Raw genomic sequence first — 26,212 nt, 5'->3', positions numbered from 1 at the left:
CGCCCCGGGGCGGTGCGGCCGGGCGTGCTGTGTCACTTCTCCCGCAGACCCCATGGGGAGCCGTACTCCGTCAGCAGCTCGAGGAATGGCTTGGGCGGCATGGTCTCGGAGCCGAGAACACCGCTCCCCGCCCAGGCGCCCGATGCCACGAGCTCCAGCGCCACGACCGGGTTGATGGCGGCCTGACACACCACGGCCTGGCTGCCGTGCTCCTGCATCGACCACTGGTCGTCCACCACGTGGGCCCCCTCGACGCCGGCCGGCAGATCGCGCCGGAGCCCCTTCGGGCTCCTCCCGGCGACATCCCCCGGGCGTCCGCGCGGGGCCGCGGCCATCGCCTCGGCGTTCAAACCCGCCCGGACGAAATGCGTAGTCACTACTCATGCCAGGCCTGGCGGAGATCGACACGATGAGACATCACAGGGCAACGACCTGACGCCCCGAGGGTGCCGCGTGGCGCCCGGGATTTCTGCCACAACACCACAGCACACGCAGTTTGGCCGGGGGGAGCCGCAGATGAACGATCGGTTGAGCAAGGACGGGGAGGCCGAGTGGACGGCACCGGGTTACCACCCGGTCCGGGAGCTCGGGACCGGGGGGACCGGCCGCGTGGTCCAGGCCGTGCACGAAGGGACGGGCCTTCCGGTTGCCATCAAGTACCTCAGTGCCGGGGTCCGCGACGACGGGCAGCTGCTCGACCGCTTCCGTGCGGAAGCACGGATGCTGGAGAGGTTGGACACCCCGCACGTGGTCGCCCTGTACGAGTACCTGGAGACGCACGAGGGCGTCGCCTTGGTGATGGAGCTGGTCGAGGGCGCGGAGCTGCGGGCCATGCTGCGGACGCATGCGCCGTTGCCCGCCGAGGCTGCCTTCGCGGTCCTCAAGGGGTCGCTGCTGGGGCTGGCGGCGGCCCACGAACGGGGCCTGGTGCACCGCGACTACAAGCCGGGGAACGTCCTCGTCACCGAGGACGGCATTTCCCGGCTGGTGGACTTCGGCATCGCTGTGCGGCAGGGGGACACCGCGAACGCTGCCGGCACGCCCGCCTACATGCCGCCCGAACAGTGGCAGGGACTGCCGCCCTCCCCGCAGGCCGATGTGTACGCGGCGACGGCCACCTTCTTCGAATGCCTCACAGGAACACCGCCGTTCCTCAGTACGACGGTCTCCGACCTGGCGGTGCAGCACATCGAGGCGCCGGTGCCCGTGGACCGAGTCCGGGAAGAGGTACGGGGTCTGGTCCTTCGGGGGTTGGCCAAGAATTCCAGTGAACGCCCCGCGTCGGCCGAGGAGTTCATCGCCGAGCTCGAACCTGTGGCGCGCTCGGTGTGCGGCGGTGACTGGGAGGAGCGAGGGCGCCGCGCCCTCGCCGCACTGGTCTCACTCCTCGCCCTGCTCCCGGAGCCCGGCACGGGCGGCTCCGGCGGGTCCGACAGCTCCGCCACGCTGCTCACTGGGCCCGAAGGCATCTCGGCCGTGACGGCGGGTGCCCTCCGGCGCAGAATGCCCGGTAAGCGGATGCAGATAAGTCTCGCGGCCGGTTCCGCCGTCCTGGCTCTCGGCGCGGTCGCCTCGATGGCAACCCAGGGCAGTGACGGCGGGAGCCTCCGCCCGCAGGCCACCGAACAGGTCGCCGGGCCGGTGGACACGCCGCCCGCCGAGTCCCCTCCGGCACCCGGTTCCGCCTCGGGGCGGCCGGCCAAGGGCACCGGCAGCCCGACCGCGGGCGTCGCCACCACGTCGGGGGCCACCGAGGAAGCGGTCACCGTCCAGGACGATCCCGGGGCCGCAGAAACCTCTTCCGCAACCACCACCGGTGCCCCGGCGGAGACCGGGGCCGACCCGTCGGCCGATCCGCAGGGGGAATCCGAGGACCCCGCACCGGAGTCGGCGAAGCCCACCACCGACAGCGTGCCGGAGGCCCGCGTCAGCTTCCTCGGGGTCACCGGCTTCACGGCGGGGGCCAACAGCCGGGCCACCGCCACCATAAGCGTCACCACCGACAGCTCGGAGCCGGTGAGGCTGACGGTGAACTGGTACGACGCGTACCAGGGCAGTGCGGCCCGGGCACCCGGCGACCGGGACGGTGGCCCGCAGACCTTCGTGCTCCAGGGACGCACCAGTTACACGATCGCCGTCGAGCACTTCTTCGACGCTCTCAACTGCACGTCGTACCGTGGGGTTCTGGCCACCACATCGCCCGGCGCCCAGGCCGCCAGGCCGTACAGATCGGGCTGGACCCAGGCATGCCTGCCGCGGTGAACGGGCCCGAAGACGCCACCGTGGACCCGGTCGGACGGGGGAGCGGGGCCGGTGCGGTAGATCCGGGGGCTCCACGGTCGGGGGACCGCGGTCGGCCCGACCCCCGACTGCAGATCTTTCCGTGGGACACGGCGCCGTTGGACCTGCTGGCGGACTCCTCGTTCGACGTCACGGTCGAACTGGACACCCTGGCCCGGGAGCAGCCCTTCCCCCGCGCGAGGGCCCATGCGGCGGAGATCCCAACGGTCGACCTGGCGGACGGACCGTCACCCGGTTTTCTCCGCACGGATCATGGGACTCTCTCCGCGACGTTGGTCGGCACCGGGCCGCCGACGGTCGGGGAGACCCGGACCGGATTCGGCCCGGGCGTCCCCGACGGCGCCGCCGTCCGGGAGCGACAGCGGCTCGCGGTCCGCGGCGCCCGTGGGCGCGGCCGCCGCCGGGCGGAACGCAGACCGCTGCTCCCCGGCCTGAGTTGGTATCTGGTCGCAGCCCTCGTCGCCGGTGCCGTCGTATGGCACCTCTGGCCGCGCCACCCGGCGGACCTCTACGTCGGCGACGTGCGCGTGGCCGCCGACATCCGGGATCCGGGCTGCGACCAGACGGTGACCGTACACGGGACGATCCGCACCAACGGAGGTGGTGGAACGCTCACTTACCGGTGGAAGCGCAGTGACGGCAGCAAGTCGCTTCCGCTGCACGAGGCCGTACGGGAGGGGGAGAGGGCCGTCTCCGTGCAGACGACGTGGTCCTTCCACGGACGCGGCCGGTTGCATGCCCGTGCCCTTCTCGAAGTGACCTCCCCGCCCGGCCCCACCGCTTCGGTGGACCTCGACTACAGCTGCCACCGCCCCGCGCGGCGGGCCCGGACCGATGGCGGTGAGTAGGTACCACTCATTCTTCTGACCAGGCGTTCCCGTGAACTGGGGCGCCTGACAGATTGCCCCTCGCTTCGACCGAGGCGGACAACGACTGGCCCAGCGGGGACGACGCCTACATCAAGCACATCTCCGTGCCCGACGTGACGACGGTGTGACGGCACGTACGGGACCGCACGAAGTGGACCGACCTCATGACTCATGCACCTGACCACCGCGCCGAGGACCCTCTCTGCCGGCCCCCGGCGCTCGGCTTCCGGCTCCTGGGGCCGCTCAGCATCGTGGACGGCACCGACGAGGTCATCCTCCAACCCTCCAAGCCCACCTCGCTACTGGCCACCCTGCTGCTGCATCCCAACAGTGTGGTGTCCACGGACCACCTCCGGCAGAGCATCTGGGGGGAGCGTCAGCCGTCCACGGCGAATGCGGCCCTGCACACCTGCATTCAGCGGCTGCGACGGCTCTTCGCCCGCTACGGGATAGCCGACCACACCATCGAGTACATCCCCGGCGGCTACCGCATCGCGGCCGTGCCGGAGAGCCTGGACCTGCTGCGGTTCCGTTCCCTGGTCCGCACGGCGCAGGCCCGTAAGGCATCGCCGGCCGAAGTTGGTCTGCTGCGTGCGGCCCTCTCGCTGTGGCGCGGCCCGTTGCTGGCCAACGTCCCCTCGGACGCCCTGCACCGGGACGAGGTGTCGCAGCTCATGGAGGAGCGGTTGTCCGTCGTGGAGCGGCTGGCCGACCTCGAACTCTCCGCAGGACGCTGCTTGGAAGTGCTGCCCGACCTGCGGGCGGTGATCCGCTCCCACCCCGGCCGGGAACGCTTCTGGGAGCAGCTCATCGAGGCTCTGCACCGCAGCGGCAGGCAGGTGGACGCGCTGACCGAGTACCGCAGGGTCAAGGAATATCTGCGGGATGAACTCGGTGTCTATCCGGGTGCCCGCCTGCAGAGGCTGGAAATGGCCATCCTCCGCGGCCACGACCTCGGCTCCCCGGCCCTCTCCCGACATGTTCCGACCGCCTTGCCGGCGGGTCCGGCGCCGGGTCGGTCCCGATGTTCGCCGTCGCTGCCGCTCGTCCCCTCCTTCCGTGGACGCGAGGCTGAAAGCAGCGCGATAGCAAGGGAACTGACGGGCACGCAGTCCGAACCGGCTCTTGTCGTGCTGTCGGGTGCGCCGGGAATCGGCAAGACCGCTCTCGCGCTCCACACGGCCCACCAGGTGCGCGGGACCTTTCCCGGCGGCCGGGTGCTGCTGCGGATGAGCCGGGACGACGGGGCACCGCTTCCGACGGCCGAGGCTGCGCACGCCTGGCGGGAGGCCCTGGCCGGCACAACCGGCCCCCGGCATCCAACGGGTGAAGAGGCCCACGAGCCGCTGCCACCGGTACCCGCGGGCATGCTGCTCCTTCTCGACGAGGTCGTACGCACGGAACAGGTGCTGCCCTTCCTTCCCACCGAACCCGGCAGCGCCGTCCTCGTGACAACCCGGCTGCGGCTGGCAGGCCTCGCGGCAGGACACGGCTGCCGGGTGCACCGTCTTGGCACTCTCGCGCCGGACGACTCCTTCGCCCTGGTGACCGCGATGCTGGGCGGCGCGCGGGCAGAACGTGAACCGGAGGCCGTACGGGCACTCTCGGAGGTCTGTGGCCACTACCCCCTCGCTCTGCGAATCGCGGCGGCCTTCCTGCTCACCCGCCCGGAGCTGACGGTCGAGGAGGGCGCCGACTGGCTTCGGCAGGACCCGGTCTCCCGGCTCTCGCTGCCGGACGACGCCGCTCTGTCCGTACGGCAGGTCTTCGGCGGTGCCCTGGCCCGCGTCGACCGGTGGTTCGCCGAGCAGTTCCTGCTGATCGCCCGGTCAGCGCGGCAGCGGTTCTCGGCCGACGACTGCGCTTCCGCGCTGGGCGTCGCCGACCGGACTGCCGGAGCCGTCCTGGAGCACCTGGCCGAGGCCGGGCTGCTCGAAGGCGGGCCGCGCCATTACACCATGCACGGTCTGCTCCGTGCCTTCGCCTGCCATCCGGACGCCGTAGGTCCGCCGGAGGCGAGAGATGTGTTCCCCGCCGGTTCGGACATCGGACCGACCAGTGCCTGGCCGGTCCACCCGCGCCGTCCCTGAATCGGGCGGATGCGATCCGCCCACGAGAGAAGTGTGACAATCCATGGCTGCAGCCTATGAAGCGGTCGCCGACACCCGGCCGCGGATCCAGCGCGACGTGCTCTACACCGAGACGCCACGGGGCGTCCTGTTCCACAACGCCCAGGGCGGCTTCCATCTGCAGGCCGCCTCCGCCTATCGGTTCACCTCCCTGATCGTGCCGTTCCTCAACGGTGAGAATTGCGTGGCGGATCTCTGCGCGGAGCTTCCCGAGGACCGTCGCGGCATGGTGGCCCGGTTGGTGAGCACGCTGTACGAGCACGGGTTCGCCCGCGACGTACCCCCGGGCGACGACAACCCTGCAGGAATGGACCCTGCGGTGGTCGGTCGCTTCGCTTCCCAGATCGCGTACATCGACCACTACGCGGACGGCGCGCACCGGCGCTTCCAGCAGTTCCGGAACACCGCGGTGGCCGTGCTGGGCGACGATCCGGTGGCCCGCTGGTGCGTGGTGAGCCTGCTGCGCAACGGATGCGCCACCGTCGGGGTACTCCCGGACATCGACACCCCCGAGAACGCGTTCGCCGAAGTGCGGGCGGAGGCCGTGCGGCTGACCCGCGAAGCCTGCCCCGCCGAGCTGGCGACGATCGTCAACGGAGGCGGCCCGCTCTCCTGGTCGGACCTCGACGGGTACGACACCGTCGTGGTGACCGGCGGTCCGAGCGGCCCGCGCCGGATCCACGCCCTGCTGGAGGCCGGTGTCCCGGAGGGGCGAACCCTGCTTCCCGCATGGACCTTCGGGGACCGGATCGTTGTGGGGCCCACGATGGGCCGGGGCACCACGGGGTGCTGGGCGTGCGCGGTGCTGCGGCTCGGCGGCAACGGCGGGGCCCGGGAAGCCGCGGACGTCTGGAGCAGTGTCTGCCTGGGCCGGGAGACCGGGCCCGATCAGGGCGCACCCAGCGGACCGCTCGCCGCCATGATCGGCAACCTGCTCGGCTACGAGATCTTCCGGGCCTCCAGCGGAGCGCTCCGGGCGGAGACGGCCGGTCAGGTTCTCATCCAGGACATGGCCTCCCTGGATGTGGTCTCCGAGCCGCTGCTACCGCATCCCCGGTGCCCGTTCTGCGCCTGCGCACCGGCGTCGCCTGACCCCTCGGCCTGGGCACCCGGCGCACCGGACCCGGCCGTGGCCGCCGCGTCGGGGCCGGGATCCGCCGAGAAGGACAGCGGGGCAGAGACGGTGATGGAGGAACTGAACGCCCGAGCCGCGCTGGTGCAGCCGGGCACGGGGGTGTTCCGCTCCTTCGACGACGAGTCGCTGACCCAGACGCCGCTCAAGATCAGCACACTCCGGCTCTCGGTCGGCCACCGGTCCCTGCGCCGTATCGCCGCCTTCGACGTCCACCACGTCGCGGGAGCCCGGATGCGTGCGCTGCTCTCCGCGGCCGAGCTGTACGCCGACCACGTGGTCCCCACCCACGGAGTGGTGACCCGGACCGGGACCGAGGCGGAACAGGAGCCGCCGATCCGTGTCGAGGCCCCGGCGCTGGCCACCGCGCAGGGCGCCGCCGCGTCGGCCACCCCGGAGGTATCGGCGTGGATGCGGGCGACCTCGCTGGTCACCGAGCGGCCGGCGCTGCTGCCCACGGCCGCCGTGCACCCCTTCGGCCCGCACAACCGCGACGCGGTGTTCTCCGCCACCCGGGCCGGGACCGGAGCGGGCACATCGCCCGCGGAAGCCGCCCGGCGGGGGCTGCTCTCGGCCCTGTCCCACGACGCTCTGCAACGGGCCGTCCGCGACGGCAGCGGGGTGCGCCGGGTCTCCTTCCGGCCGACCGAGGCGGACCCCGAACTCACATTCCTGAGCCGGACGGCGGACAACCTCGGAGTCGAGGTAGAGCTGCTGGACCTCGGCGAGGCCGGCCGTTCCTCGGCGCACGTCCTGCTGGCACGGACCAGGAACGCCGACAACGGGCACTCGGAATGGGCCCTCGGGTCGGACTTCAGCCTGCATGCCGCGGCGGTCGGTGCCGTACGCGACCTCCTCGGGGGCGTGCAGCTGGCACGCGAACTGCCCGACGGGGAGCGAGTCGACACCGGTGATCCGCTGATGGCCGCCTTCGACGCCGGCACGCTCGTCTGCGGGGGAGAACAGGAAGCCCTGTCGGCGGCCGACGGTTCGTGGCGGAGGGCGCTGCGAGGACTGCACGGGAGCGGCCGCGACGCGTGGATCGTTCCGACCACGTCCGCCGACCTGAACGGGTGCCGGATCACCACCGTCCGGGTGCTGCTCAGCAGTGAGGACGGCCGTGACTGCTGACCCGCTGACCCGCCGGACGGCAGCGTCCGAGGCGGGCCCGCCAGGCGGCCCGTGGGCCGGTATGTCCGCCCTGCTCGGCCCGAGTCTGATCTCACACGGCCTGGTCCCGGACGCTGCGGGAATCTCCCTGCTGGGCGTCCGGGACGAACTGTCCGTACCTGCTGACGAGTCAGCACCACCGTCCGGGGAGCAGCCCGTCGCGATCCACCTCTACGGGCACCACGCCGTCGTGGGTCCACTGCCCCGGCCTGGCTCGGACGGCCCCGGCTGTCCGCGCTGTCTGGCGCGCAGATGGCAGGCGGTGCGCTCGTTCTCCCTGCGGGACGCCCTGGAACAGGGCGGGGAAACAACTGCTGCCGGTCCGTCCCCGTACCGTGTCCCGTTCGCCGCCGACACCCTCGCGGCGCTGATCGCGGCGCACCTGGAACGCAGGGGAGGGCCGGGCGGGAGTGCGCTGCCGGGGACCGGGGACGGGGCGAGGGAGGGGAGCGCGGAGGCGTCCGGGAGCGCTGCCCTCCCGGAGATCTGCCTGGTCGACCTGGAGCGGCTGACCGTACGGAGCTACCCGCTGGTGCCCGATCCGGAGTGCCCCGCGTGCGGACGCAGCGTCCCGGACACCGCGGAGGGGGCACGTCTGACGCTCAGTGCCGCGCCGAAGCACGCCCCCGGTTCCTTCCGGCTGCGGGGGATCGACGACTACGACCTGGATGTGGATGCCTTCGCCAACCCTGTCTGCGGGGCGCTCGGGCCGTCCGTCGTCCACGATGTCGCCTCCAGGACCACCTCGGCCACCGTCGGCTGCTTCACCCTGCGGTCCGGCGACTATCTGCGCGAGACCTTCTGGGGCGGGCACGCCGACAGCTTCCGCCGCAGCACACGGATCGGCGTCCTGGAAGGGCTGGAGCGCGCTGCCGGGATGCGGCCGCGGGCGAAGCGGACCGAGGTGGTCGCCTCGCTGGACGCCCTCGGCGACCGGGCGCGGGTCGACCCGCGGGAGTGCGGTCTGTACTCCGACGCCTTCCACCGCGACAACCCGCAGGTGAAGCCGTTCTCAAGCGACCGGGAGATCCCCTGGGTGTGGGGGTGGTCCCTGCGCGACGAACAACCGGTGCTCGTACCCGAAGTCCTGACGTACTATCACGCGCCGGGCGGCCTGGAGAACCGGTTCGTCCAGGAGAGCTCCAACGGCTGCGCTTCCGGCGGCTGCCTCGAAGAGGCCCTCTATTTCGGGCTGATGGAAGTCGTCGAGCGCGACGCGTTCCTCCTCTCCTGGTACGGGCAGGCGCGGCTTCCGGAGATCGACCCGCGGACCAGCGCCCGCCCGGCCACCCGTCGGATGGTGGACCGGCTGGCCATGTACGGCTACGAGGCCCGGTTCTTCGACACCAGGATCACCTTCCCGATTCCGGTGGTCACCGCGGTCGCCGTCCGCCGGGACCGGGGCATGGGCACTCTGTGCTTCGGCGCCGGCGCGGGGCTCGACCCCGAGTCCGCACTCGACTCGGCCCTCTGCGAGATCGCCACCGACGCGGTCAACCTGGTCGACAGGACCCTGCAGAGCGAGGCCCGACTGCGTCGGATGGCCGCGGACTTCGACCGGGTCGAGGTCCTGCACGACCATCCACTGCTCTACGGCCTCCCGGAGATGGCGCGGTACGCCGACTTCCTGCTGGCCGAGCCCGGCGGACCCAGCCGGCCGCGCAGGTCCATGGCCGACCTCTACGGCAACGGGTCCGTACCGCCGGTCTCCACGGACCTCCGGGACGACCTGCGGCAGTGCGTGTCCTGGGTGACCGGGGCGGGCTACGACGTCGTGGCCGTGGACCAGACGCTCCCCGAGCAGCGGGACCTGGGACTGCACACGGTCGGCGTCATCGTTCCGGGCCTGATCCCCATCGACTTCGGCCGACGGCGGCAGCGCGCTCCCCACATGCCGCGGATGCGTACGGCCCTGCGGGAGGCGGGGCTGCGGGACCACGACCTCGCACCCGAGGAGGTCAACCCCGCTCCGCACCCCTTCCCATGAACCGGCGGTCGCACGGCGCATGCGCCGAGGATCCACCGCCCACGAACGAGAAAGGAGGGACGTCATGGGATTCGCTCATGACTATCTGTCCGCTGTTCTTCAGCGCAGCAGAGTCCCCATGGAGCCCGCCCGGTTCGAGCCGGACTGGTCCGACCGCCCGCGCAAGGGCAAGTTCTACCCGGGGGTGGATTCCTTCCCCCTGCCCGACGCCGGACCACTCACCGGTGCGACCCTGGAACAGGGCCTCTACCCGCCGCCCGCGATGCCGGAGAGCCGCTTCAGTCTGCCGCTCCTCGGCGACATGCTGCTCCATTCATACGGACTGACGGGCCGTCGGCTCGGCGTGCAGAGCAACTCGGACCTGCCCGCCCTGCCCTTCTACACGGAGGCCAACTGGTCCCGCGGTACTGCTTCCGGAGGAGCCCTGTACCCCGTCAGCACCTACTGGGTGTCGGGGCCCGGCGGCCCGATGACGCCCGGTGTGCATCACTACTCCACCACGCATCACGCCATGGAGCGGCTGCTGACCGGGGATGTGTCCGGGATCGTCCGGGACACGCTGGGCGGGCTGGAAGCGGCCCAGCACACCGACCAGTTCCTCGTGCTCGGCGTCAAGTACTGGACCAACTCCTTCAAGTACAACAGCTTCTGCTACCACGTCGTCAGCATGGATGTCGGTGCCCTGCTGCAGACCTGGCGGCTCTGGGCGCGGGCCCGCGGGCTGCGCATCGAGCCCGCTCTGTGGTTCGACGAGCGCGAGTTGGGGCGGCTCCTGGGACTTCCGGACGGCGAGGAGGGGGTCTTCGCGGTCATCCCGCTGGCCTGGGAGGGCCCCGGAGCCACCGGCGGGGCGGAGCCGGTGCAACGGCACACCCTCCCCACCGGGGCCGGGGCGCCGGCGGCCCGGCGTGCTGCTCCGGCAGCGAAGTCGCGCCGCGGCGACAACGGCCCTGCCGCGGCGACCGTCCGGCATCGGGACAGCGAACGCTCCCGCCGGACTCAGCGGTTCGAAGCGGTCCAGCGGATGCACGAGGCGACCCTCGAAGGTGCGGCGGACCGGCCGGAGCCCACCGCGCTCGCCCCCGCCGCGGCGACTCGTGCTGCCGCCGGAATGGGACGCAGGTCGCTGCCCGCGCCCCTGCCCGTCGGCATGGAGGTTCGGCAGGCACTGCGCGAACGCCGCAGCAGCTTCGGGCGGTTCGACGCACGCCGGCCCATGAGGGCGGAAGAACTGTCGACCGTGCTGTCCGCGCTCGCGGCGGTGTCGCTGGACAGTGACGCGACCGGTGCCGGCGGCCCGGCCCTGCTGAAGGTCTACGCCTTCGTCAACCATGTGCGGGACATCGAGCCCGCCGTGTACGCCTACCACAGCGTGGACCGCGACCTCCGGATCGTCCGCCCCGGAGACTCGGGCGACTTCCTCCAGCGCAACTACTTCCTTTCCAACTACAACCTGGAGCAGGCGGGCGCCGTCATCGTGCCCACCATCCGAGCGGAAGCAGTGCTGGACGCCGTCGGCGACCGCGGATACCGGCTGGTGAACGGAACGGTCGGGGCCCTGGCGCAGACCCTCTACACGGTCGCGGCCGCCCTGGGCCTGGGCGGCGGTGTGGCCCTGGGCTTCGACAACTGCTCCTACATCGAGGAGCTGGGGCTCTCCGGAACAGGGGAGGCACCGCTGCTGATCACGATGATCGGCCGCGAGGACCCGCTCGCTGCCGACGTCCGCTACGAGATCGCCTGAGCCGATGGACCGAAGAGGAACAGTGACACACGACGTTTCCGAGGTATCCCGGGAGCCGGTCGGCGCCGGGGGGCGCAGTGCTTCCTGGGCGCTGTCCCGCCGCTGCATGCTGCGCCTGGCGGGCTTGCCCATCGAGATGGTGCAGGCCCTTCGCTGCCCCGACACCCGGCGCTGGGCGGACCTGGTGCTCGACGAGGAGGAGCGGCTGACCGCCGCTGGGGCGGACCTCAGCGAGCTGCTCCACCCCCTCGTCAATGGACACCCGGACGACCGGGTCCGCCGGGACCTGCTGCGGTTGCGGCGGGACCTGTTCAACAACCGGATGCCGGCCACCCCGGACGCGGCCCTGGCGCTTCTCACCTTGATCAGCGCGTCCGCGGCGGACGGGGTGGCGCTCTGGCTCGACGCGCGGCGAGCCCTGGACGAACTGCGCGCGGAGGGCGCCGGTCTGCTGGAGCGCGAACTGACCGCGACGCGGGCCGAACTGCGCGTGCTGGCGGGGGAGGAGCGACTGCGGCTCGGACTGCTGCTTGCGTCGCCGACCCTGGAGGCCCAGCTCGACCGTTTCGTCCGCAGCGGTTCCGCGCGGCCGGACAAGCGCGGACGAAAGATCGAACGCTCTCTGCTGGCGTACCTCTACCGCACCGCCTGCAAGACCAGCCCCTTCAGCACCTTCACCGGGGTGGCACTGGGGGAGTTCGCCCCGCCCACCTCGGAGGATGCCTTCGGCCTGGAGCTGCCGTCCACCTGGTCCAGCCATCCGCGGCTCAACACCGTTGTGCTGGGCCGCTTCGCCGACCGGATCGCCGCGGACCCCGTGCGGCGGGCGGATCTGCCGCTCGCACCGGCCTCCGGTTGGGTCCGGGACGACGACCGCGTGCGGTATGTCCGCCGCTGGGTGGCCGCGGGCGACGACACTGCGGCCGTCACCTTCGACGCGGTACGGGACCAACTGTTCTTCCTTCGCCGCAGCGGCACCCTGGAACGCATGCTCGCCCGGTTCGAGGAACGTCCCACGATGCGGTACCACGAGCTCGTGCACTGGCTCGGGACCGACGCGGGAGCGGAACCGGAGGAGTGCGAACGCTATCTCGCGGCCCTGCTGGACCTGGGCATGATGCACGTGCCCACCCTGCACACCGACGTCCACAGCCCGGATCCTCTGAAGTCCTTCCGCGACGCCGTGAGCGCCCTGGACCGGCCCTGGGGCCGGCAACTCGCGGCCGCGCTCGATGCGCCGATCGCCTGCATCGACCGCTATCCGGCGGCCGACGCCGCGACCCGCCGGGCGCTGCTCTCCGACCTCAGGAGCGGACTGGGCGCCGCTCTGGAAGCCGCCGGGGAAGGCGGCGCAGCGCTCCCGCAAACCCTGCTGTACGAGGACGTACGGGTCGGCGACGAGCCGGTGCCGGTGGCCGGCAGCGCTTGGGAGAAGGCGGTCGCGGACCCACTGCGCCGTCTGGAGGCGGCCATGCCGGCGTTCGACCTGACCCTGGCGCAGCGCATCACCTTCACCGGCTTCTTCGTCGCACGCTACGGCCGCGGCGGCCGGTGCGACGACCTGCTGAAGCTGGTCCACGACTTCCACGAGGACTTCTTCGACCAGTACCTCACCGTGGTCTCCCGCCGGAAGAGGTTCGACGACGACGGCAACCACCTGGCCGAGGAGAACTGGCTCGGGCTGCCCGGGATCACCGCCTTGGACCGGGCTCGTGAACGCTTCGTCGAGGGCATGCGCCGGGCGTGGGACGGCCGTGCGGACGGTGACGACGAGCTCCTCCTCGAGGCGGGCCTGCTGGCTGAAGTGGCGGCCGAACTGGGCCCGCAAAAGGCGGAATTCACGGCGCAGACACACTTCCTGCAGCCCGCCGCGCAGGACGGGGAGCCGCTCCTGGTGCTCAACCAGTCCTTCGGGGCGCTGTCCTTCCCCTTCAGTCGCTTCACCCACTGCTTCGACCCGCCGGCCGGCGCCGGCGGCCCTGAGGACGCCGGGGTCCGGAGTCCGTCGCTGAGCGATGCACTGCGCCGTTCGGCGCGGGAACTCCAACCGGAGGGGACGGTGTTCGCCGAACTCACCGGCGGCCCCGTCAGCAGCAACCTCAATCTGCACGGGCGGCTGGCCGACTACGAGATCGTCTGCCCGGGCGAGACGAGTTCGGTGCCGGAGGAGAACCGCATTCACCTGGACGACCTCTGCCTCCGGCACGACGAGGAGTCGGACCGCCTCGTCCTGCACTCGACGAGGCTGCAACGGACGGTCGTGCCGCTGTACTTCGGGTACCTGGTGCCCATCGCGCTACCCGAGATCCCGCGGACGCTGCTCCTGCTCTCGCCCACCTCCCGTGCCCGGCTCGACCTCTGGGACGGTGTGCCCGAGGGGAGGCCCGACCGGGGGGTGACCTTCCGGCCGCGGGTGCGCCACGACTCCATCGTGCTGAGCCGACGGAGCTGGACGGCGACGGTCCGGGACCTCCCTTTGCCGACCCCCCACACGGCGGAGGACGAGGCCTTCCTCGACTGGAACCGCTGGCGTCGCGGTCACCGGATCCCCCGCCGAGTGTTCGCTTCCTTCACCCAGGGAGGGGCCGGCGGCTCCAAGCCCCAGTACGTCGACTTCGACAGCCCTCTGTCGCTGGGCGCCTTCCACAGCCTGGCCAAGGACCCCGGGGCCACCGTGGTGCTCCGGGAGATGCTCCCCGACGAGGACAACCTGCCCGCCCGCTCCGGACGCGGCCGCCATGTGGCCGAGATTGCCGTCGAGACCTTCACGACTCGGACTTCCTGACATGACAGCGACGCACCAGCCGCAGACCACGCGCACCGGCGAGCCCGGCGCCTGGCAGGCCTTCCACATCTTCTACGCCGCCAATCCGCAGCCCCTCCTCCTCCAATGCGTGAGACCCCTGGTGGACTCGCTCACGGCGGACCGGCTGCTCGCCGGCTACTTCTTCATCAACTACTGGCTGGAGGGACCGCACGTTCGTCTGCGGCTCCGGCCGGTCGATGAGGCGGCCGCCGACGAGGTGCGCGAACGCACGGAGCGGGCCGTCGAGGGCTTCCTCCGGGCGCGTCCCGCGCTCTACGAGGTCGGCCCGGGTTTCCTCAACGAGCTGTACAACACCCTGTTCGACCTGGAGATCCCCGAGGACGACCGTCCCAGGTTCCTCGGCGCCGACGGCCGGATGCAGCTGCGGCCCAACAACACCTGCCACCGCGAGGTCTACGAGCCCGAGTTCGACAAGTACGGCGGCCCGGCCGGGATCGAGCTCGCGGAGTGGCACTTCCGCCACTCCAGCGACCTGGTCATCGAAGCACTCCGCACCAAGAACCTCCATCTGCGGACCGTGCTGCTCGGCACATCGTCGCAGCTGATGATGGTCATGGCCGCCACCTTCGTGGACGGACCGGACGCGCTGGCGGAGTACCTGGACCGCTACTACACCTTCTGGCACGAGGCGTTCCCCGACACCGGGTTCATCGGGACGCAGGAGTACGACCGCACCTACGACCGGATGGCCGACCAGCTGCGCCACCGCTTCACGGTCATCCGCACCTGCATCGCCGACGGTGCCACCGCGCATCTGCCGTCCTTCCTGCGCGGCTGGGCAGCGCACTGCGCGGAGCTCCGCGAGCGGGCCACGGCTCTCGCGCTCCGCGGCGAACTGGTCTTCTCCCCGCGCGACGGCGCCCCCGGCGGGACGATCACCGACCCGCGGGCCGCGCTGCCGCGGCTGCTGTCCCCGTACATGCATATGACGAACAACCGGCTCCATGTCACCATCCGCGACGAGGCGTACCTGGCACACATCCTCGGCCGCTCGCTCCGGGAGACCCTGGAAGAGACCAGTGCCCTTGGTGGCAGCGATGGATGAGCCCGGGCACACCGGGGGCGTCGCGTACGCGGGCGGGCAGCCCGCACTGCGGTCGGACATCCTGATCAGCCCGGCCCTGCGGCGTGGGGCGGTCCGGGTGCACATGCTCAAGGACCCGTGCAACGGGCGCGCCTTCCGTGTCGGCGTGAAGGAGCACTTCATCATCGCGCGGCTCGACGGGACGCGAAGCCTCGCGGAGATCGAGCAGTCCTACGCCCGGGAGTTCGGCTTCGCGCTGTCGCAGGCCCACTGGCGGCGGATGCTCGGACTGCTCCACAGCCGCGGACTGCTGGTCGGTTCGCCGCCGGGGCGGCCGGGCAGCGGGACGGTGCGGCCCGCGGGGCGCAGAGGCGCGCACCGGCGCAACACCCTCCTGCGGGGCGACGTTCGTCTCGTCGCCGACCCGGTGGCCTGCGTGGAACGCCTGCGCCGGCTCACCGGCTTCGCCCGGACCCCGCTCTTCCTCGTCCTCGCACTGGTGCTGGTCTCCGCGATGGAGATCGGGATGGCCCTGCGGGGGAGCGAACTCGGCAGGGAAGGGCTGCGGGCCGTGCTGCACCTGCCCTCCCTCGCGGCGGTGGCGGTCCTGCTCTGGGTGAGCCTCGCCCTGCACGAACTCGCGCACGGTGTGGTGGCCGGCTGGTTCGGCGGCTCCGTCTCGGAGATCGGCCTGCGCTGGCGGCTGCCCATGATCATCATGTACTGCAAGGTCGAGAACTACATGTATCTCCCGCGCCGCCGTCACCAGGTGGCGACCGCCGCCGCCGGCGCCGCGGCGAACTTGCTCTTCCTGCTCCCCTTCTACCCGCTCTGGGCTCTCCTGCCGCCAGGCCACCCCGCACGCGACGCCACCGCGGCCCTGCTCCTGGCCGGTACCGGCCAGGCGCTGCTGAATCTGGTCCCGCTGCCCCCACTGGACGGTTACCAGATCCTCAGCCATGTCCTGGGGATGTCGGACTACGCGGCGGAGAGCCGCAAGTATCTGCAGTTGCTGACGAAACGTCAACAGAACGCCAGGTCCACGGTGTCCGGCTACCCACGCCCTGTCCGGCTCGCCTATCTGGGCTACGCGATCGGCTCCGCGCTGCTGGTCCTCGGCGCCTGTACGGGAGGGGTGCTGCTGTGCCGGCACTTCCTGACCGACCGGTTCGGTGCGGCAGCCACGGTCGTGCCGACCGTGCTGCTCGCACTGATGGTGGCGGCCACGGTCGCAAGGCCACGAGGCAGGACGGCAGAGCCCGGGTGAACCCGCAGTACCGCGCAGCAAACGGAACGAATGGATGAGGTGAGCGAAGTGGACACCACTTCGGGACCGGCCCTGAAGCTCGACGGCGTCAGCAAACGGTACGGGAAGGTGCAGGCCCTCGAACGGGTCTCGCTGGAGGTCGAACGCGGCGAGTTCTTCGGCGTACTCGGCCCCAACGGCGCAGGGAAGACCACCCTCGTCGAAATCATGGAGGGGCTGCGCATCGCGGACTCCGGCGAGATCTCGGTCCTGGGACGGAAGCCGTGGCCCCGCAACCCGGCCCTGCTGCCGCGGGTCGGGGCCCAGACGCAGAAGTCCGCCTTCTTCCCCCGGCTGACGGCCCGGGAGCACCTGGTCACCGTCGCCGGGCTCTTCGGCTGCGAGGCCCCCGCCGCTGACGGAGCGCTGTCCCTGGTCGGGCTGGAGAGCAAGGCCGAGGAACGGGTCGAGGACCTCTCCGGCGGCCAGCGCCAGCGGCTGGCCATCGCCTCCGCCCTCGTCCACGGGCCGGAGCTGGTGTTCCTCGACGAACCGACCGCCGCACTGGACCCGCAGGCGCGCCGCGCCCTGTGGGAGACGCTGCGCACGCTCAAGGCGATGGGCCGCACCATCGTCTACACCACCCACCACCTGGACGAGGCCGAGGCGTTGTGCGACCGGGTGGCCATAGTCGTCGACGGCTCGGTCGTCGCCCTCGGAGCCCCGCACGCCCTGGTGGGCGAGCACTCGGGCGCCACCAGCTTCCTGGTTCCGGCCGAGCGGCTCTCGGTGGAACGCGCGCACGCCATTGCCGGTGTCGAGGAAGTCACCGTCGAAGGCGGCGCGGTGGTCCTGCGGACCCGCAGCACCGGCCCCGTTCTCGCGGAGATCGGCGCGATCGCAGGGCTGGACGGAATCCGGACCAGGTCCACGACGCTCGAGGACGTCTATCTGCAACTCACCGGAACGAGGAACGCATCATGAGCGCCTACTCCGTCCTGACCCGGGCCACCTCCCGCGCCGCCTCCCGCGACTGGACCGCGCGGTTCTTCACCTTCGTCTTCCCCCTCGTCTTCCTCTGCATCTTCGGGCTGCTCTACCGGGGGCAGGAGGTGTCGGGGAACGGAGGCGCATACATCGACAACATCGCTTCCGGCGTCCTGTCCTGGGGCGTGGCCAACGCCGCTGTCTTCGGTGTGGGCTTCACGCTCATGCAGTGGCGCAACAACGACCTGTTGCGGCTGATCAGGATGTCGCCGGCACCGCTGCGCTCCGTGCTCGGTGCCCGCTACACCGTGGCACTCCAGGTCGCCGGCTGGCAGACCCTGCTGACCGTTGCCGTGGGCGTTCTGCTGGGTCTGCGCATCAACGGACCCTGGCCGCTGCTCGTCCCCGTGATGGTCCTTGGTGTCACCGTTTTCCTCGCCATCGGTGCCGTGATCGGCTCCCTCGCCAACACGCCCGAGGCGGTCGCGGCGGTCGCCAACTGCCTGATGGTTCCGATGGCCTTCCTATCCGGATCGTTCCTGCCCCTGGAGTACCTGCCGCCATGGGTGCGGACGCTGTCGAACATCCTGCCGTTGCGTCCCATGAACGACGCGGTGGCAGGTGCGCTCACCGGCCGCCACGACCTTGCGGGCATCGCCGTGTCCTGCGGTGTCCTGGCCGTCTTCGGGGTCGTCTTCTCCGTGATCGCCGCCAAGACCTTCCGCTGGAGCAACTCCATATGAACACTGACTCGTCGACTCTCGCAGCCGATCTCCCGTTGTCGGCGAACGACGTCAAGACGCCACTGGAGACCGCCCGGCGCACCCTGCAACGGGCGCTGGCCGACCGGTTCGCCGACTCTCCGTCAGCCCGCCCGCCCGGCACACCGCCGCCACGGGTCGCGGCCCTGGGCGCGGCCGACGCGCTCGACGCCGCGGCGGGGCAGGACATCGCGCTGCGCCGCGCGGCCGACGTCCATCTGACGGCCCAGGCCGTGCTTGTCGGCCCCTGGGGCGGTGGCGCGTCCGAGGCCTGCGGCCAGTGCCTGGCGATGCGCTGGCAACGGCTGCGTTCCCGCTCCGAGCGGGACGCCCTGGAGACGGGCGGCAGGACCCGACTCGCCGCCCCGCACGCCGCCGCGGGGCAGGGGTGGCAGCCGGCCCCCTGCACACCGCCGGCCGGCTGGCCGCTGTTCCCCGGGTACCTCGTGGACGCGGTGTGGGACCTGTACGAAGCCGTCGTCCTGGCGCCGGCCACGCCGGCGGAGGAGGTCGCCGGGCCGTGGGGACCGGGAGACGCGGGGCTGCCGCGGGTCTCCCGGATCGACCTGGAGACACTGCGGGTTCGGACCTTCCCCCTGCTGCCGGAACCCCTCTGCCCGGCCTGCGCCCCCCTGCACCCGGCGGCGGAGGCGACCGAACCCGTTCTGCGCTCCCGGCCCAAGCCCGCGGAAGACACCTACCGGTTGCGCCCGGTGACCGCCTACGAGCTGCCCAGCCTCGCGCTGGCCAACCCCGTCTGCGGCGCGCTCGGCGCCGGCACCTGGATCAATGTGACGTCACCGACCACCTCCCCGGTGGCGGGCAGCGTGTTCGTACGCGGCTACGCGGGCCTCTCCGACGTGACCTGGAGCGGCCAGGCCAACTCATTCGCCACCAGCAGGGGGTTGGCCTTCCTCGAAGGCCTCGAACGGTACGCCGGTACCCATCGCCGCCGCAGGGGGCCGCTTCTGGTGGACTCCTACGACAACCTGGCGGAGGCGGCCCTGGACCCGAGGAACTGCGGGGAGTACAGCGAGGAGACGTACCGAGACGACCCGATGGTCAGCCCCTTCGACCCCGCGGCAGCCATCCCGTGGGTGCGGGGGTACTCGCTGCGGGACGAACGGCCGATCCTGGTGCCTGCGCGGCTGGCCCACTACAGCGCCGGGATCGCCGCCGACAACTTCGTCTTCGAGTGCTCCAACGGCTGCGCCATCGGCAGCTGCCTGGAGGAAGCCGTGCTGCACGGGCTCCTCGAACTCATCGAGCGGGACGCCTTCCTGCTCGCCTGGTACGGCCGGGCGGAGCTTCCCCGGATCGACCTGGACACGCTGGACAGCGCCGTCATCCGGGGCATGGTGGACCGTGCGGCGCTCCTCGGCTACGACATCCACGCCTTCGACAACCGGATCGACCTGCCCGTACCGGTGGTCACCGCCCTCGCGTCGCGCCGGGACGGCGGTCCCGGGAGGCTCTCCTTCGCTGCCGGCTCCGCGCTCGAACCCGAACTCGCCGTCGGCGCGGCCCTCTCCGAGGTCCTTACCTACATCCCGCACCTTCCGGGGCAGGTCCAGGAGGAGCGCGACGCGCTCGAAGCGATGGCGAACGACTTCTCCCTCGTCCGGAATCTGAGCGACCACCCCCGGCTGTTCGGGCTGCCCGGGATGGCCGGACACGCTCCGGAGTACCTCGCACCGGCGCGCACGCTGCCGATGGCGGAGCTCTACGGGACGGGACGGACGCGCGGCGGTTCCGGCGGCCGGCCGGATCTGCTCGACGACGTACGGCACTGCCGCGACGCCCTGGTGGACGCGGGGTTCGATGTCGTCGTCGTCGACCAGACGACACCGGAGCAGGAGCGCATCGGGCTGCGGACCGTCTGCACGATCGTGCCCGGGCTGCTGCCCATCGACTTCGGATGGTCCCGGCAGCGCGCCCTGCGGACGCCGCGACTGCGTTCCGCCTTCCGCCGGGCGGGGTGGCGGGACACCGATCTCTCCGACGCCGAGATCCGTCGTGTACCGCACCCCTTCCCCTGACCGGGGAACGGATCACCGGGGCGTACGCGGCGCCCCGTCCGGCGGAGCATGCCGTACGGACGGGTGCGCCGCAACACGCCGGACGGGCGCCCGGCACCGGTTTCCCGGCCCCGGACGCCCGTGGCGTCACTGCTCAGGCGCTGCAGCTGGTGGTGCTGGTCGTGCTGCTGGTGGTGCTGGTGCTGCTGCAGCTGGTCGACCCGGCGAGGAGGACCTCGCTCTCGTCAGAGTAGTCCGAGATCTCGAAGGTCTCGGACTCCAGCTCGAGGATCTCCTGGGCGAGGGAAGCCAGCTCGCTCTTCGGTGCCATGTCGTCTCCATCGGTTGTGGACCGGCCGCAACGGTGTGCCGCCCGTCGTTGATTGACGACTCCATTCCAACGGGCCCCGCTGTCACGGAAGCAGTCATTCCGCTGTCACACCTCTGTCCTTCACCACCCGATCGACACGGCATCGGCAAGGGCCGTGAGAACGGAAGCCGTTGATGCCGCATCAGAAGAACGGGTACGAGACCGCGCTGACGGCCCTTCCGGACATTCTGCTGTCCGCGACCACCTTCTACCTCGACACGCACCGGCACCCCGAACTGTCGGGCTGCGAGGAGCGGACCGCGCGGGAGTTCGGTGTGCGGTTGCGGTCCGAGGGCTATGAAGTGACCACGGGGATCGGCGGCCACGGGGTGGCCGGTGTCCTGCGCAACGGTGACGGCCCGGTGGTGCTGCTCCGCGCGGAACTCGACGCCCTGCCCGTCGAGGAGCGCACCGGGCTGGCGTATGCGAGCTCGGTGACCGTTCCCGGGCCCGACGGCGGGCGGATCCCGGTGATGCACGCCTGTGGGCACGATCTGCATCTGGCCGCCGCGGCCGGAGCGGCGGCCCTGCTGGCCCGGTCGGCGGGTCGGTGGCGCGGCACGCTGATGGTCGTGGGCCAGCCGGCGGAGGAGACCCTCAGCGGGGCGCGGGCCATGCTGGAGGACGGTCTGTACACCCGCTGCGCGGCTCCCGACGTGGTGCTCGCCCAGCACGCGGCGCCGTACCCCTCCGGCCTGGTGGCGCACGGGTCGGGACCGCTGATGGCCGGCAGCGTGTCGCTGGAGATCGTCGTCCACGGCCGCGGAGGGCACGCGGCCACCGCTCATCTGGCAGTGGACCCGGTGCTCACCGCCGCGGCCGTCGTCCTGCGTCTGCAGGGTGTGGTCTCCCAGGAGACCGCCCCTGCCGAGCCCGTCACGCTCACCGTCGGGTCCCTGCACGCGGGAACCAGCGCGAACGTGGTGCCAGAGCGCGCGACCCTGGGTCTCACCGTCCGAGGATTCTCCGACGCCGTGCTCGACCGCATGACGAACGCGGTCCGCAGGATCGTACGGGCGGAGTGCGCGGCCTCGGGGTGCGAGAACGACCCGGACATCCGCGTCGTCTCCCGGTCACCGGTGAATGCCCCCGATCCATCGGCCTCCGCGGTCGTGCGAGCCGCCCACGAAGCCCACTTCGGCGCGCGACGGGTGGCCACTTCGCCGCCCTCGATGGCGACCGAGGACTTCCCGCTCTACGGGGACGCGGGGCACTTCCTGCATGGGAGGAGCGGGGTGACGAGCGCCTACTGGATGCTGGGTTGCGCCGCACCGCGGCCTGCCGCCGGTCCGGTTCCGCCGGAGCGGGACCGGGAGCACGGCCCGCCGCCCAATCACTCCCCGAGGTTCGCACCGTATGTGCGGACCGCTCTGCCCACCGGGATATCGGCCCTGACGGTGGCCGCCCTGGCTCATCTGGACGCGCGCTGACCTCCGCGTCCTGTGGGTGGGCGGCTTCCTTCCCGTTCAGGGCCAGGACATAGGACAGTCCTCGTTGTTCGAGACCGAGCCGGAACGGGGTGCTGACGCCGTAGCCGGCGTCGGCGGGGATATCGAACTCGTCCACGGACCCGACCTGATCGAGAGGTGGTGCGGCATGCCCGAACCGCCGACTGTTCGTGGACATCTCAAAGGTGCGGCTTTCCTGAAGTGTTCACCCTGGGCGGGCGGCCAGGTGTGCTTCCGTCACGGCCAGCGCCGCCGCCATGATGCTGAGCTGGGGATTGACCTCCGGGCAGTTCGGCAGCACCGACGCGTCGGCGATCAGTACTCCCTCCACGCCCCTGAGCAAACCTGTCGGGTCTGCTGGAGCCTGCTCGGGGTCGTGGCCGGCTGCCACCGTTCCCGTGGGGTGATAGGCGGACAGGTGCAGTTGCCGTGCGGTGACGCCGGACAGGACCACATCAAGTTCGCTCGTACTACGGGCGAGAGGCGCCGCCGGGACGCCGGTGAGTACCTCTTCGGCGCCAGCCGCGAAGAGCAACCTGCCCATAGCCCGCACCGCCCGCATGAGCCGAGCCGCGTCCCGGCGACTCAGGTTGTAGCGAATGAGAGCGCGGGTGCGCCCGTGCACACTGCCGGAAGGTTGGTCGGCGATCATCGCCCCCAGGGTTCCCAGGTGATCCGTGGATTCCAGTTCACGGCGCAGATCGGAGCCCAGACCAGGGAGGACGAACGACCCCATCCCCGGTGGAGTAGCGGTGGCTTCGATCAGTACGCCTTCGGCGTGCAGCTCCTCGACCCCGACGCTCTGGAGGACCCCGTCCCAGGCTGTGACGGGGTCCGCGAAGCGGCCCGCGACGCTCGTAGCGGGGTGAACGGAGAGATTCCGGCCGATGCGAGGGTGCTTGCCGAGACCGGACCGGCGCAGGAGAGCGGGTGCTTGGAGCGCTCCTGCCGCGACGACGACCAGGGGAGCGATGATCTCGAACGTGCTTCCGTCCTCTCGTCGTGCGTGCACCCCTGTTGCGCGTGGGCCGCCCGGACGATCGGGGTCCGACAGAATGCGGGTTACCAGCGCACCGGTGACGATGCGGGCCCCGGCAGAGCAGGCGTCAGGCAGGACGGACAGTTGCACGCTCTGTTTCGCGCCCGTGGGGCAGCCCACAACGCACTGACAGGATCCTTGGCAGCCGGGAGCGTTCCGTCGCAGAGGCGCGGCCTTCCAGCCAAGAGCCGACGCACCGGCCAGCGCGAGCCGGCCGTTGCGGCCGATCACATCGAGGGGCTGGGGTGCCACGCGCAGGGAACGTTCCGCCTCGTCCAAGCAGGGCCCGAAGCGTTCGGCGAGTGTGAAGCCGAAGTCACGACTCCAGCGGGTCAGCACGTGCTGTGGCGTCCGGTAGCAAGTGCCAGAATTGACGATGGTGGTGCCTCCCACCGCACGGCCGGTCGGCATCAGGAGCGGTGGGGCGCCGATGGCGAACGTTGCTCCACCATCCCGGTACAGCTCAGCGAACCGGTCCAGCGGAGTACGTTTCCCGAAGGACGCCGTGGAGTGGTGGTGTCCCTCCTCGAGCACCACCACGTCAAGTCCGGCCCGCGCGAGTGTTCGTGCTGCCATCGCTCCACCCGCACCGGAACCGATCACTACTGCGTCTGCTGTTGAGCACGTGGGCCAATCGTGGGCCGCGGTGAGGTTCAGCTGTGGGTCGTCGGGAGGTGAGGGTACGGGTTTCATCCCGTACGCCAGCATTCTTTCCGTACCTGCGGCCAGCAGGACAGGTACCTTCAGCACATCGAGCAGCGGGAGCAGCGCGCTCCGTCCTTCGAGCGAACGCATCACCTTCTCGCGTTCGGCCGGCAAGAGGTTGGTGAGCCGACGGCCGGCGTGGGCCAAGGCGTACGCGTCGATGGCGCCCACCGCGGCTGTGAACCCGGTCCGCGCGTGCGGCGGCATCGAGCGCAGTACTGTTTCCAGCCTGCTCGGGACCTTGCCGGGCCACTCTTCGGTCCCGTCGTCCGCGATGAGCGCGGCCACCAGTCCTTGCAGGTTCATCGGATTCCCACCTCTGCATGTGCTGTCGCGGACAGTTGCCACTCGGCCGCTGTGCGCCAGGATCCCCACCACCGCTCGACCACGACGTGGACGTCAGCCTGTTCGCTGTTGTGGCAGGTCGCCGGTGAGCCGTCCGGGTCGGCGTAGTCAAGGGCCAGGGTGCGTTCTTCGGGCTGGGTGACCACCACGCGGATCCGTCGCAGGCCGACGCGTCCGGCCACGGACCAGGACGGGAGCCCGATGGCACAGCGGAAGCGACCGAGGCCGGCCCAGCCGACGGCGGAGCGCTCGGCGCGTCGTGGCCAAGTCCGTCCCCTGGTGCGCAGACGCAGGAAGACCATGGGGGGAAGGCGCCTCAGCCCGGGTTTGCGTGAGGTCGCTGCCACGATCTCCAGCACGTTTTCATCATCCAGATCAGCATGCAGCCATGCCCATTTCTGTCCGTTGCCGTGACCGTAGATGCGGGCCGAAGCCCCGGGCGCCCCCACTACGTTCACGGTGGTGCCGTTGTACGAGACCGTCCCGCTGTAGGTCGCCCGAGCAGCTGGCAGCATATGGGCCGCGGGCAGCAGTGGGTGGCGCCACGACCACCGGGGGAAGGTGAACAGCGGGGCGTCGGACACCCTCTCGGCCAAGTCCCACCGCAGCCCCCCGGCCGTTCCCGTTAGCTTGCCGGCAACCGCGGTCACGGCACTGAGTGTGTAGCCCTCCTTGGCACCCGACCACGCCTCGGGGCCGAAGCGCTCGTGCTGCACCGGCTCGTCCTTGGGGAATACCGCGGCCCAGCCGTGCGCAAAGGCGGCCGATCCGTCGGTCGGCGCGACCAGCTCGTGATGCAGCCATACGCCCGTGCCGGTGTGGGGATCGGTCAGCGTCGTGTACCACACCTCCGTCCGGCCCGGCTCACCCTGCCAACGGGGTGCCGAGAAGGCGTCGGCACCCTCGCCCCGGGACAGACGAAAACTTCCGAGGAAGGAGGCCAGGTGCCTCATGCGGAAGGTGAGAGTCCCCTCACCGACCCGTGTACCCGCTTCGTACAGCGTGAACGGCAGATGGGTCATCGATGTGATGGGGTGCAGCAGACTCACTGACTTCCAGCCGTCGAGAGTCAGATGACGGTTGTCGACGACGAAGGCGAGCTGGTACCGGATGCGGCGCCTGGCGAGCGGGGAGATCTCCATCGTCCCGTCGACCGGCGCATGGCCTGCCAGCCCTGATATGCGTATCTTCCCCGAAGCGCGGGCTTCCGTGCTGCCCATGGGGCGCAGGAATCCATCCGTCGCTACGGAGAGATCCAGACGGACCGAGCGGGCCCGGGTGTCACTGTCGAGCCGCATGGACCCGAACATGGCCTCGCGGAAATGGCTTTCCCTCGCGCTCACGAGAGCTCCTCCAACATCATCCGTTCAGTTTCTGTCAGATACATGTCAGCTGCGTATCGGGCCGAGTCCGCATCACGGGCCAGCACGGCTTCGACTACGGGGCTCAAGCGGCGATGGGCCGCCGCCGGGTCGGTGAAGGGGGCGTCGAAAGAAGCCCGCATCGGCAGATAGGCCTTGAAGAGCGTGTTGGTCAGCAGTGCGTATACACGGTTACCCGTCGCGCGGGCGAGCGAACGATGGACCTCGATATCGGCGAGCTGAGCTTCCTCCCTGCCCTCGGCGGTGCGAACGGCATCGAGGAGCACGGCGAGTTCGCCGAGTTGCTCCTCGGTGGCGCGGAGGGCGGCGCGCTCCGCGATCAGAGTGCCCACGCTGTGGCGGACTTCGAAGATCTCGCCGAGCCAGTCGGGGCTGTGGCGAACCAGCAGGGGGAGCAGGTCGGCGCCGCCCAGGCGGGCGAAATCGCGTACCTGTGTGCCGATGCCGTGCCTGGTCTCCAGCAGTCCAGCCTGAATCAGCCTGCCGAAGGCGTGTTTGAGGGTGGTGCGAGTGACGCCGTACCCCTCGGCAAGCTGCCGTTCGGGAGGCAGATAGCTTCCCGCAGGATGCAGACCGGCGACGATGTCTTCGCCCAGCCGACTCTCCAGGACATCCACGATGGTCTCGCGTGGGAGCGGTGTCTGCACGGTTCGGCTCCTGCCGTCAGTGGCTCAGTGGCTCAGTGGATCCGCCACTCAACCAATCGGCGACCCTCGCGTCAATGTCTG

17 protein-coding genes and 2 pseudogenes are annotated in these 26,212 nt (G+C 70.9%); 13 read left to right on the top strand and 6 right to left on the bottom strand.

The features are described from left to right. Positions 1-32: 32 nt before the first annotated feature. Positions 33-248, bottom strand: a pseudogene (locus ACZ5U5_RS02465) (ATP-binding protein); the annotation flags it as partial. Between the two features lie 268 nt (positions 249-516). Here ACZ5U5_RS02465 and ACZ5U5_RS02460 point away from each other — a divergent pair. From ACZ5U5_RS02460 to ACZ5U5_RS02405, 12 genes are all read left to right on the top strand, one after another. Further along, positions 517-2,262 (top strand): protein kinase domain-containing protein, encoded by a 1,746-nt coding sequence (locus ACZ5U5_RS02460; protein WP_469015261.1) that lies wholly within the window; start codon positions 517-519, stop codon positions 2,260-2,262. Positions 2,263-2,399: 137 nt separating this feature from the next. Next, entirely contained in the window at positions 2,400-3,149 is a 750-nt protein-coding gene (locus ACZ5U5_RS02455; protein ID WP_469015258.1) for a hypothetical protein, read from the top strand. A 185-nt stretch (positions 3,150-3,334) separates the two neighbouring features. Further along, positions 3,335-5,260: an AfsR/SARP family transcriptional regulator gene (locus ACZ5U5_RS02450; protein WP_469015255.1), complete on the top strand. Its 1,926-nt coding sequence runs from the start codon at positions 3,335-3,337 to the stop codon at positions 5,258-5,260. A 43-nt stretch (positions 5,261-5,303) separates the two neighbouring features. Next, positions 5,304-7,562, top strand: a complete 2,259-nt coding sequence (locus ACZ5U5_RS02445; RefSeq protein WP_469015252.1) for a TOMM precursor leader peptide-binding protein — start codon at positions 5,304-5,306, stop codon at positions 7,560-7,562. A gap of 61 nt (positions 7,563-7,623) precedes the next feature. After that, on the top strand, positions 7,624-9,588 hold the full coding sequence (locus tag ACZ5U5_RS02440) for a TOMM precursor leader peptide-binding protein (protein WP_469016870.1): 1,965 nt from the start codon (positions 7,624-7,626) through the stop codon (positions 9,586-9,588). A gap of 64 nt (positions 9,589-9,652) precedes the next feature. Further along, positions 9,653-11,332, top strand: coding sequence for a nitroreductase family protein (locus tag ACZ5U5_RS02435; RefSeq protein ID WP_469015249.1), 1,680 nt, complete (start codon positions 9,653-9,655; stop codon positions 11,330-11,332). 22 nt (positions 11,333-11,354) lie between these two features. Beyond that, positions 11,355-14,117: a lantibiotic dehydratase gene (locus ACZ5U5_RS02430; RefSeq protein WP_469015247.1), complete on the top strand. Its 2,763-nt coding sequence runs from the start codon at positions 11,355-11,357 to the stop codon at positions 14,115-14,117. Position 14,118: 1 nt separating this feature from the next. Beyond that, on the top strand, positions 14,119-15,204 hold the full coding sequence (locus ACZ5U5_RS02425) for a lantibiotic dehydratase C-terminal domain-containing protein (protein WP_469015244.1): 1,086 nt from the start codon (positions 14,119-14,121) through the stop codon (positions 15,202-15,204). Continuing rightward, positions 15,197-16,450 carry a site-2 protease family protein gene (locus tag ACZ5U5_RS02420; RefSeq protein ID WP_469015242.1) on the top strand — a complete coding sequence of 418 codons (1,254 nt, stop codon included), beginning with the start codon at positions 15,197-15,199 and terminating at the stop codon, positions 16,448-16,450. The genes ACZ5U5_RS02425 and ACZ5U5_RS02420 overlap by 8 nt, the downstream gene beginning before the upstream one ends. 30 nt (positions 16,451-16,480) lie before the next feature. After that, positions 16,481-17,413, top strand: coding sequence for an ABC transporter ATP-binding protein (locus ACZ5U5_RS02415; RefSeq protein ID WP_469015239.1), 933 nt, complete (start codon positions 16,481-16,483; stop codon positions 17,411-17,413). After that, positions 17,410-18,159, top strand: coding sequence for an ABC transporter permease (locus ACZ5U5_RS02410; protein ID WP_469015237.1), 750 nt, complete (start codon positions 17,410-17,412; stop codon positions 18,157-18,159). Before ACZ5U5_RS02415 ends, ACZ5U5_RS02410 begins: the two co-directional genes overlap by 4 nt. Beyond that, positions 18,156-20,216: a TOMM precursor leader peptide-binding protein gene (locus ACZ5U5_RS02405; RefSeq protein ID WP_469015234.1), complete on the top strand. Its 2,061-nt coding sequence runs from the start codon at positions 18,156-18,158 to the stop codon at positions 20,214-20,216. Before ACZ5U5_RS02410 ends, ACZ5U5_RS02405 begins: the two co-directional genes overlap by 4 nt. 133 nt (positions 20,217-20,349) lie before the next feature. On the opposite strand, the gene ACZ5U5_RS02400 is transcribed toward ACZ5U5_RS02405, so the two are convergent. Beyond that, entirely contained in the window at positions 20,350-20,526 is a 177-nt protein-coding gene (locus ACZ5U5_RS02400; protein ID WP_097215166.1) for a thiazolylpeptide-type bacteriocin, read from the bottom strand. Between the two features lie 173 nt (positions 20,527-20,699). Here ACZ5U5_RS02400 and ACZ5U5_RS02395 point away from each other — a divergent pair, with 173 nt between their 5' ends. Then, positions 20,700-21,995 (top strand): amidohydrolase, encoded by a 1,296-nt coding sequence (locus ACZ5U5_RS02395; protein WP_469015231.1) that lies wholly within the window; start codon positions 20,700-20,702, stop codon positions 21,993-21,995. Here the strand turns inward: ACZ5U5_RS02395 and ACZ5U5_RS02390 are convergent. From ACZ5U5_RS02390 to ACZ5U5_RS02375, 4 genes and pseudogenes are all read right to left on the bottom strand, one after another. Further along, a pseudogene (locus ACZ5U5_RS02390) lies at positions 21,976-22,191 on the bottom strand (transposase); the annotation flags it as partial. The gene ACZ5U5_RS02395 and the pseudogene ACZ5U5_RS02390 sit on opposite strands and share 20 nt — an antisense overlap. A gap of 27 nt (positions 22,192-22,218) precedes the next feature. Next, complete coding sequence (locus ACZ5U5_RS02385; protein ID WP_469015228.1) at positions 22,219-24,063, bottom strand: GMC family oxidoreductase; 1,845 nt, start codon at positions 24,061-24,063, stop codon at positions 22,219-22,221. Next, a complete protein-coding gene (locus ACZ5U5_RS02380) occupies positions 24,060-25,445 on the bottom strand; it encodes a hypothetical protein (protein WP_469015225.1) in 1,386 nt (461 codons plus the stop codon). Before ACZ5U5_RS02380 ends, ACZ5U5_RS02385 begins: the two co-directional genes overlap by 4 nt. Beyond that, a complete protein-coding gene (locus ACZ5U5_RS02375; RefSeq protein ID WP_469015223.1) occupies positions 25,442-26,131 on the bottom strand; it encodes a FadR/GntR family transcriptional regulator in 690 nt (229 codons plus the stop codon). The genes ACZ5U5_RS02380 and ACZ5U5_RS02375 overlap by 4 nt, the downstream gene beginning before the upstream one ends. Positions 26,132-26,212 lie beyond the last annotated feature (81 nt).

This window comes from Streptomyces sp. NPDC033177 (genome assembly GCF_055577715.1).
This window is presented reverse-complemented; position numbering and strand designations above follow the sequence as displayed.

Coding starts and splice junctions, on each gene's coding strand:
- ACZ5U5_RS02460 (WP_469015261.1), top strand. CDS start 517: ATGAACGATCGGTTGAGCAAGGACGGGGAGGCCGAGTGGACGGCACCG.
- ACZ5U5_RS02450 (WP_469015255.1), top strand. CDS start 3,335: ATGACTCATGCACCTGACCACCGCGCCGAGGACCCTCTCTGCCGGCCC.
- ACZ5U5_RS02445 (WP_469015252.1), top strand. CDS start 5,304: ATGGCTGCAGCCTATGAAGCGGTCGCCGACACCCGGCCGCGGATCCAG.
- ACZ5U5_RS02440 (WP_469016870.1), top strand. CDS start 7,624: ATGTCCGCCCTGCTCGGCCCGAGTCTGATCTCACACGGCCTGGTCCCG.
- ACZ5U5_RS02435 (WP_469015249.1), top strand. CDS start 9,653: ATGGGATTCGCTCATGACTATCTGTCCGCTGTTCTTCAGCGCAGCAGA.
- ACZ5U5_RS02425 (WP_469015244.1), top strand. CDS start 14,119: ATGACAGCGACGCACCAGCCGCAGACCACGCGCACCGGCGAGCCCGGC.
- ACZ5U5_RS02420 (WP_469015242.1), top strand. CDS start 15,197: ATGGATGAGCCCGGGCACACCGGGGGCGTCGCGTACGCGGGCGGGCAG.
- ACZ5U5_RS02415 (WP_469015239.1), top strand. CDS start 16,481: ATGGATGAGGTGAGCGAAGTGGACACCACTTCGGGACCGGCCCTGAAG.
- ACZ5U5_RS02410 (WP_469015237.1), top strand. CDS start 17,410: ATGAGCGCCTACTCCGTCCTGACCCGGGCCACCTCCCGCGCCGCCTCC.
- ACZ5U5_RS02405 (WP_469015234.1), top strand. CDS start 18,156: ATGAACACTGACTCGTCGACTCTCGCAGCCGATCTCCCGTTGTCGGCG.
- ACZ5U5_RS02400 (WP_097215166.1), bottom strand. CDS start 20,526: ATGGCACCGAAGAGCGAGCTGGCTTCCCTCGCCCAGGAGATCCTCGAG.
- ACZ5U5_RS02395 (WP_469015231.1), top strand. CDS start 20,700: ATGCCGCATCAGAAGAACGGGTACGAGACCGCGCTGACGGCCCTTCCG.
- ACZ5U5_RS02385 (WP_469015228.1), bottom strand. CDS start 24,063: ATGAACCTGCAAGGACTGGTGGCCGCGCTCATCGCGGACGACGGGACC.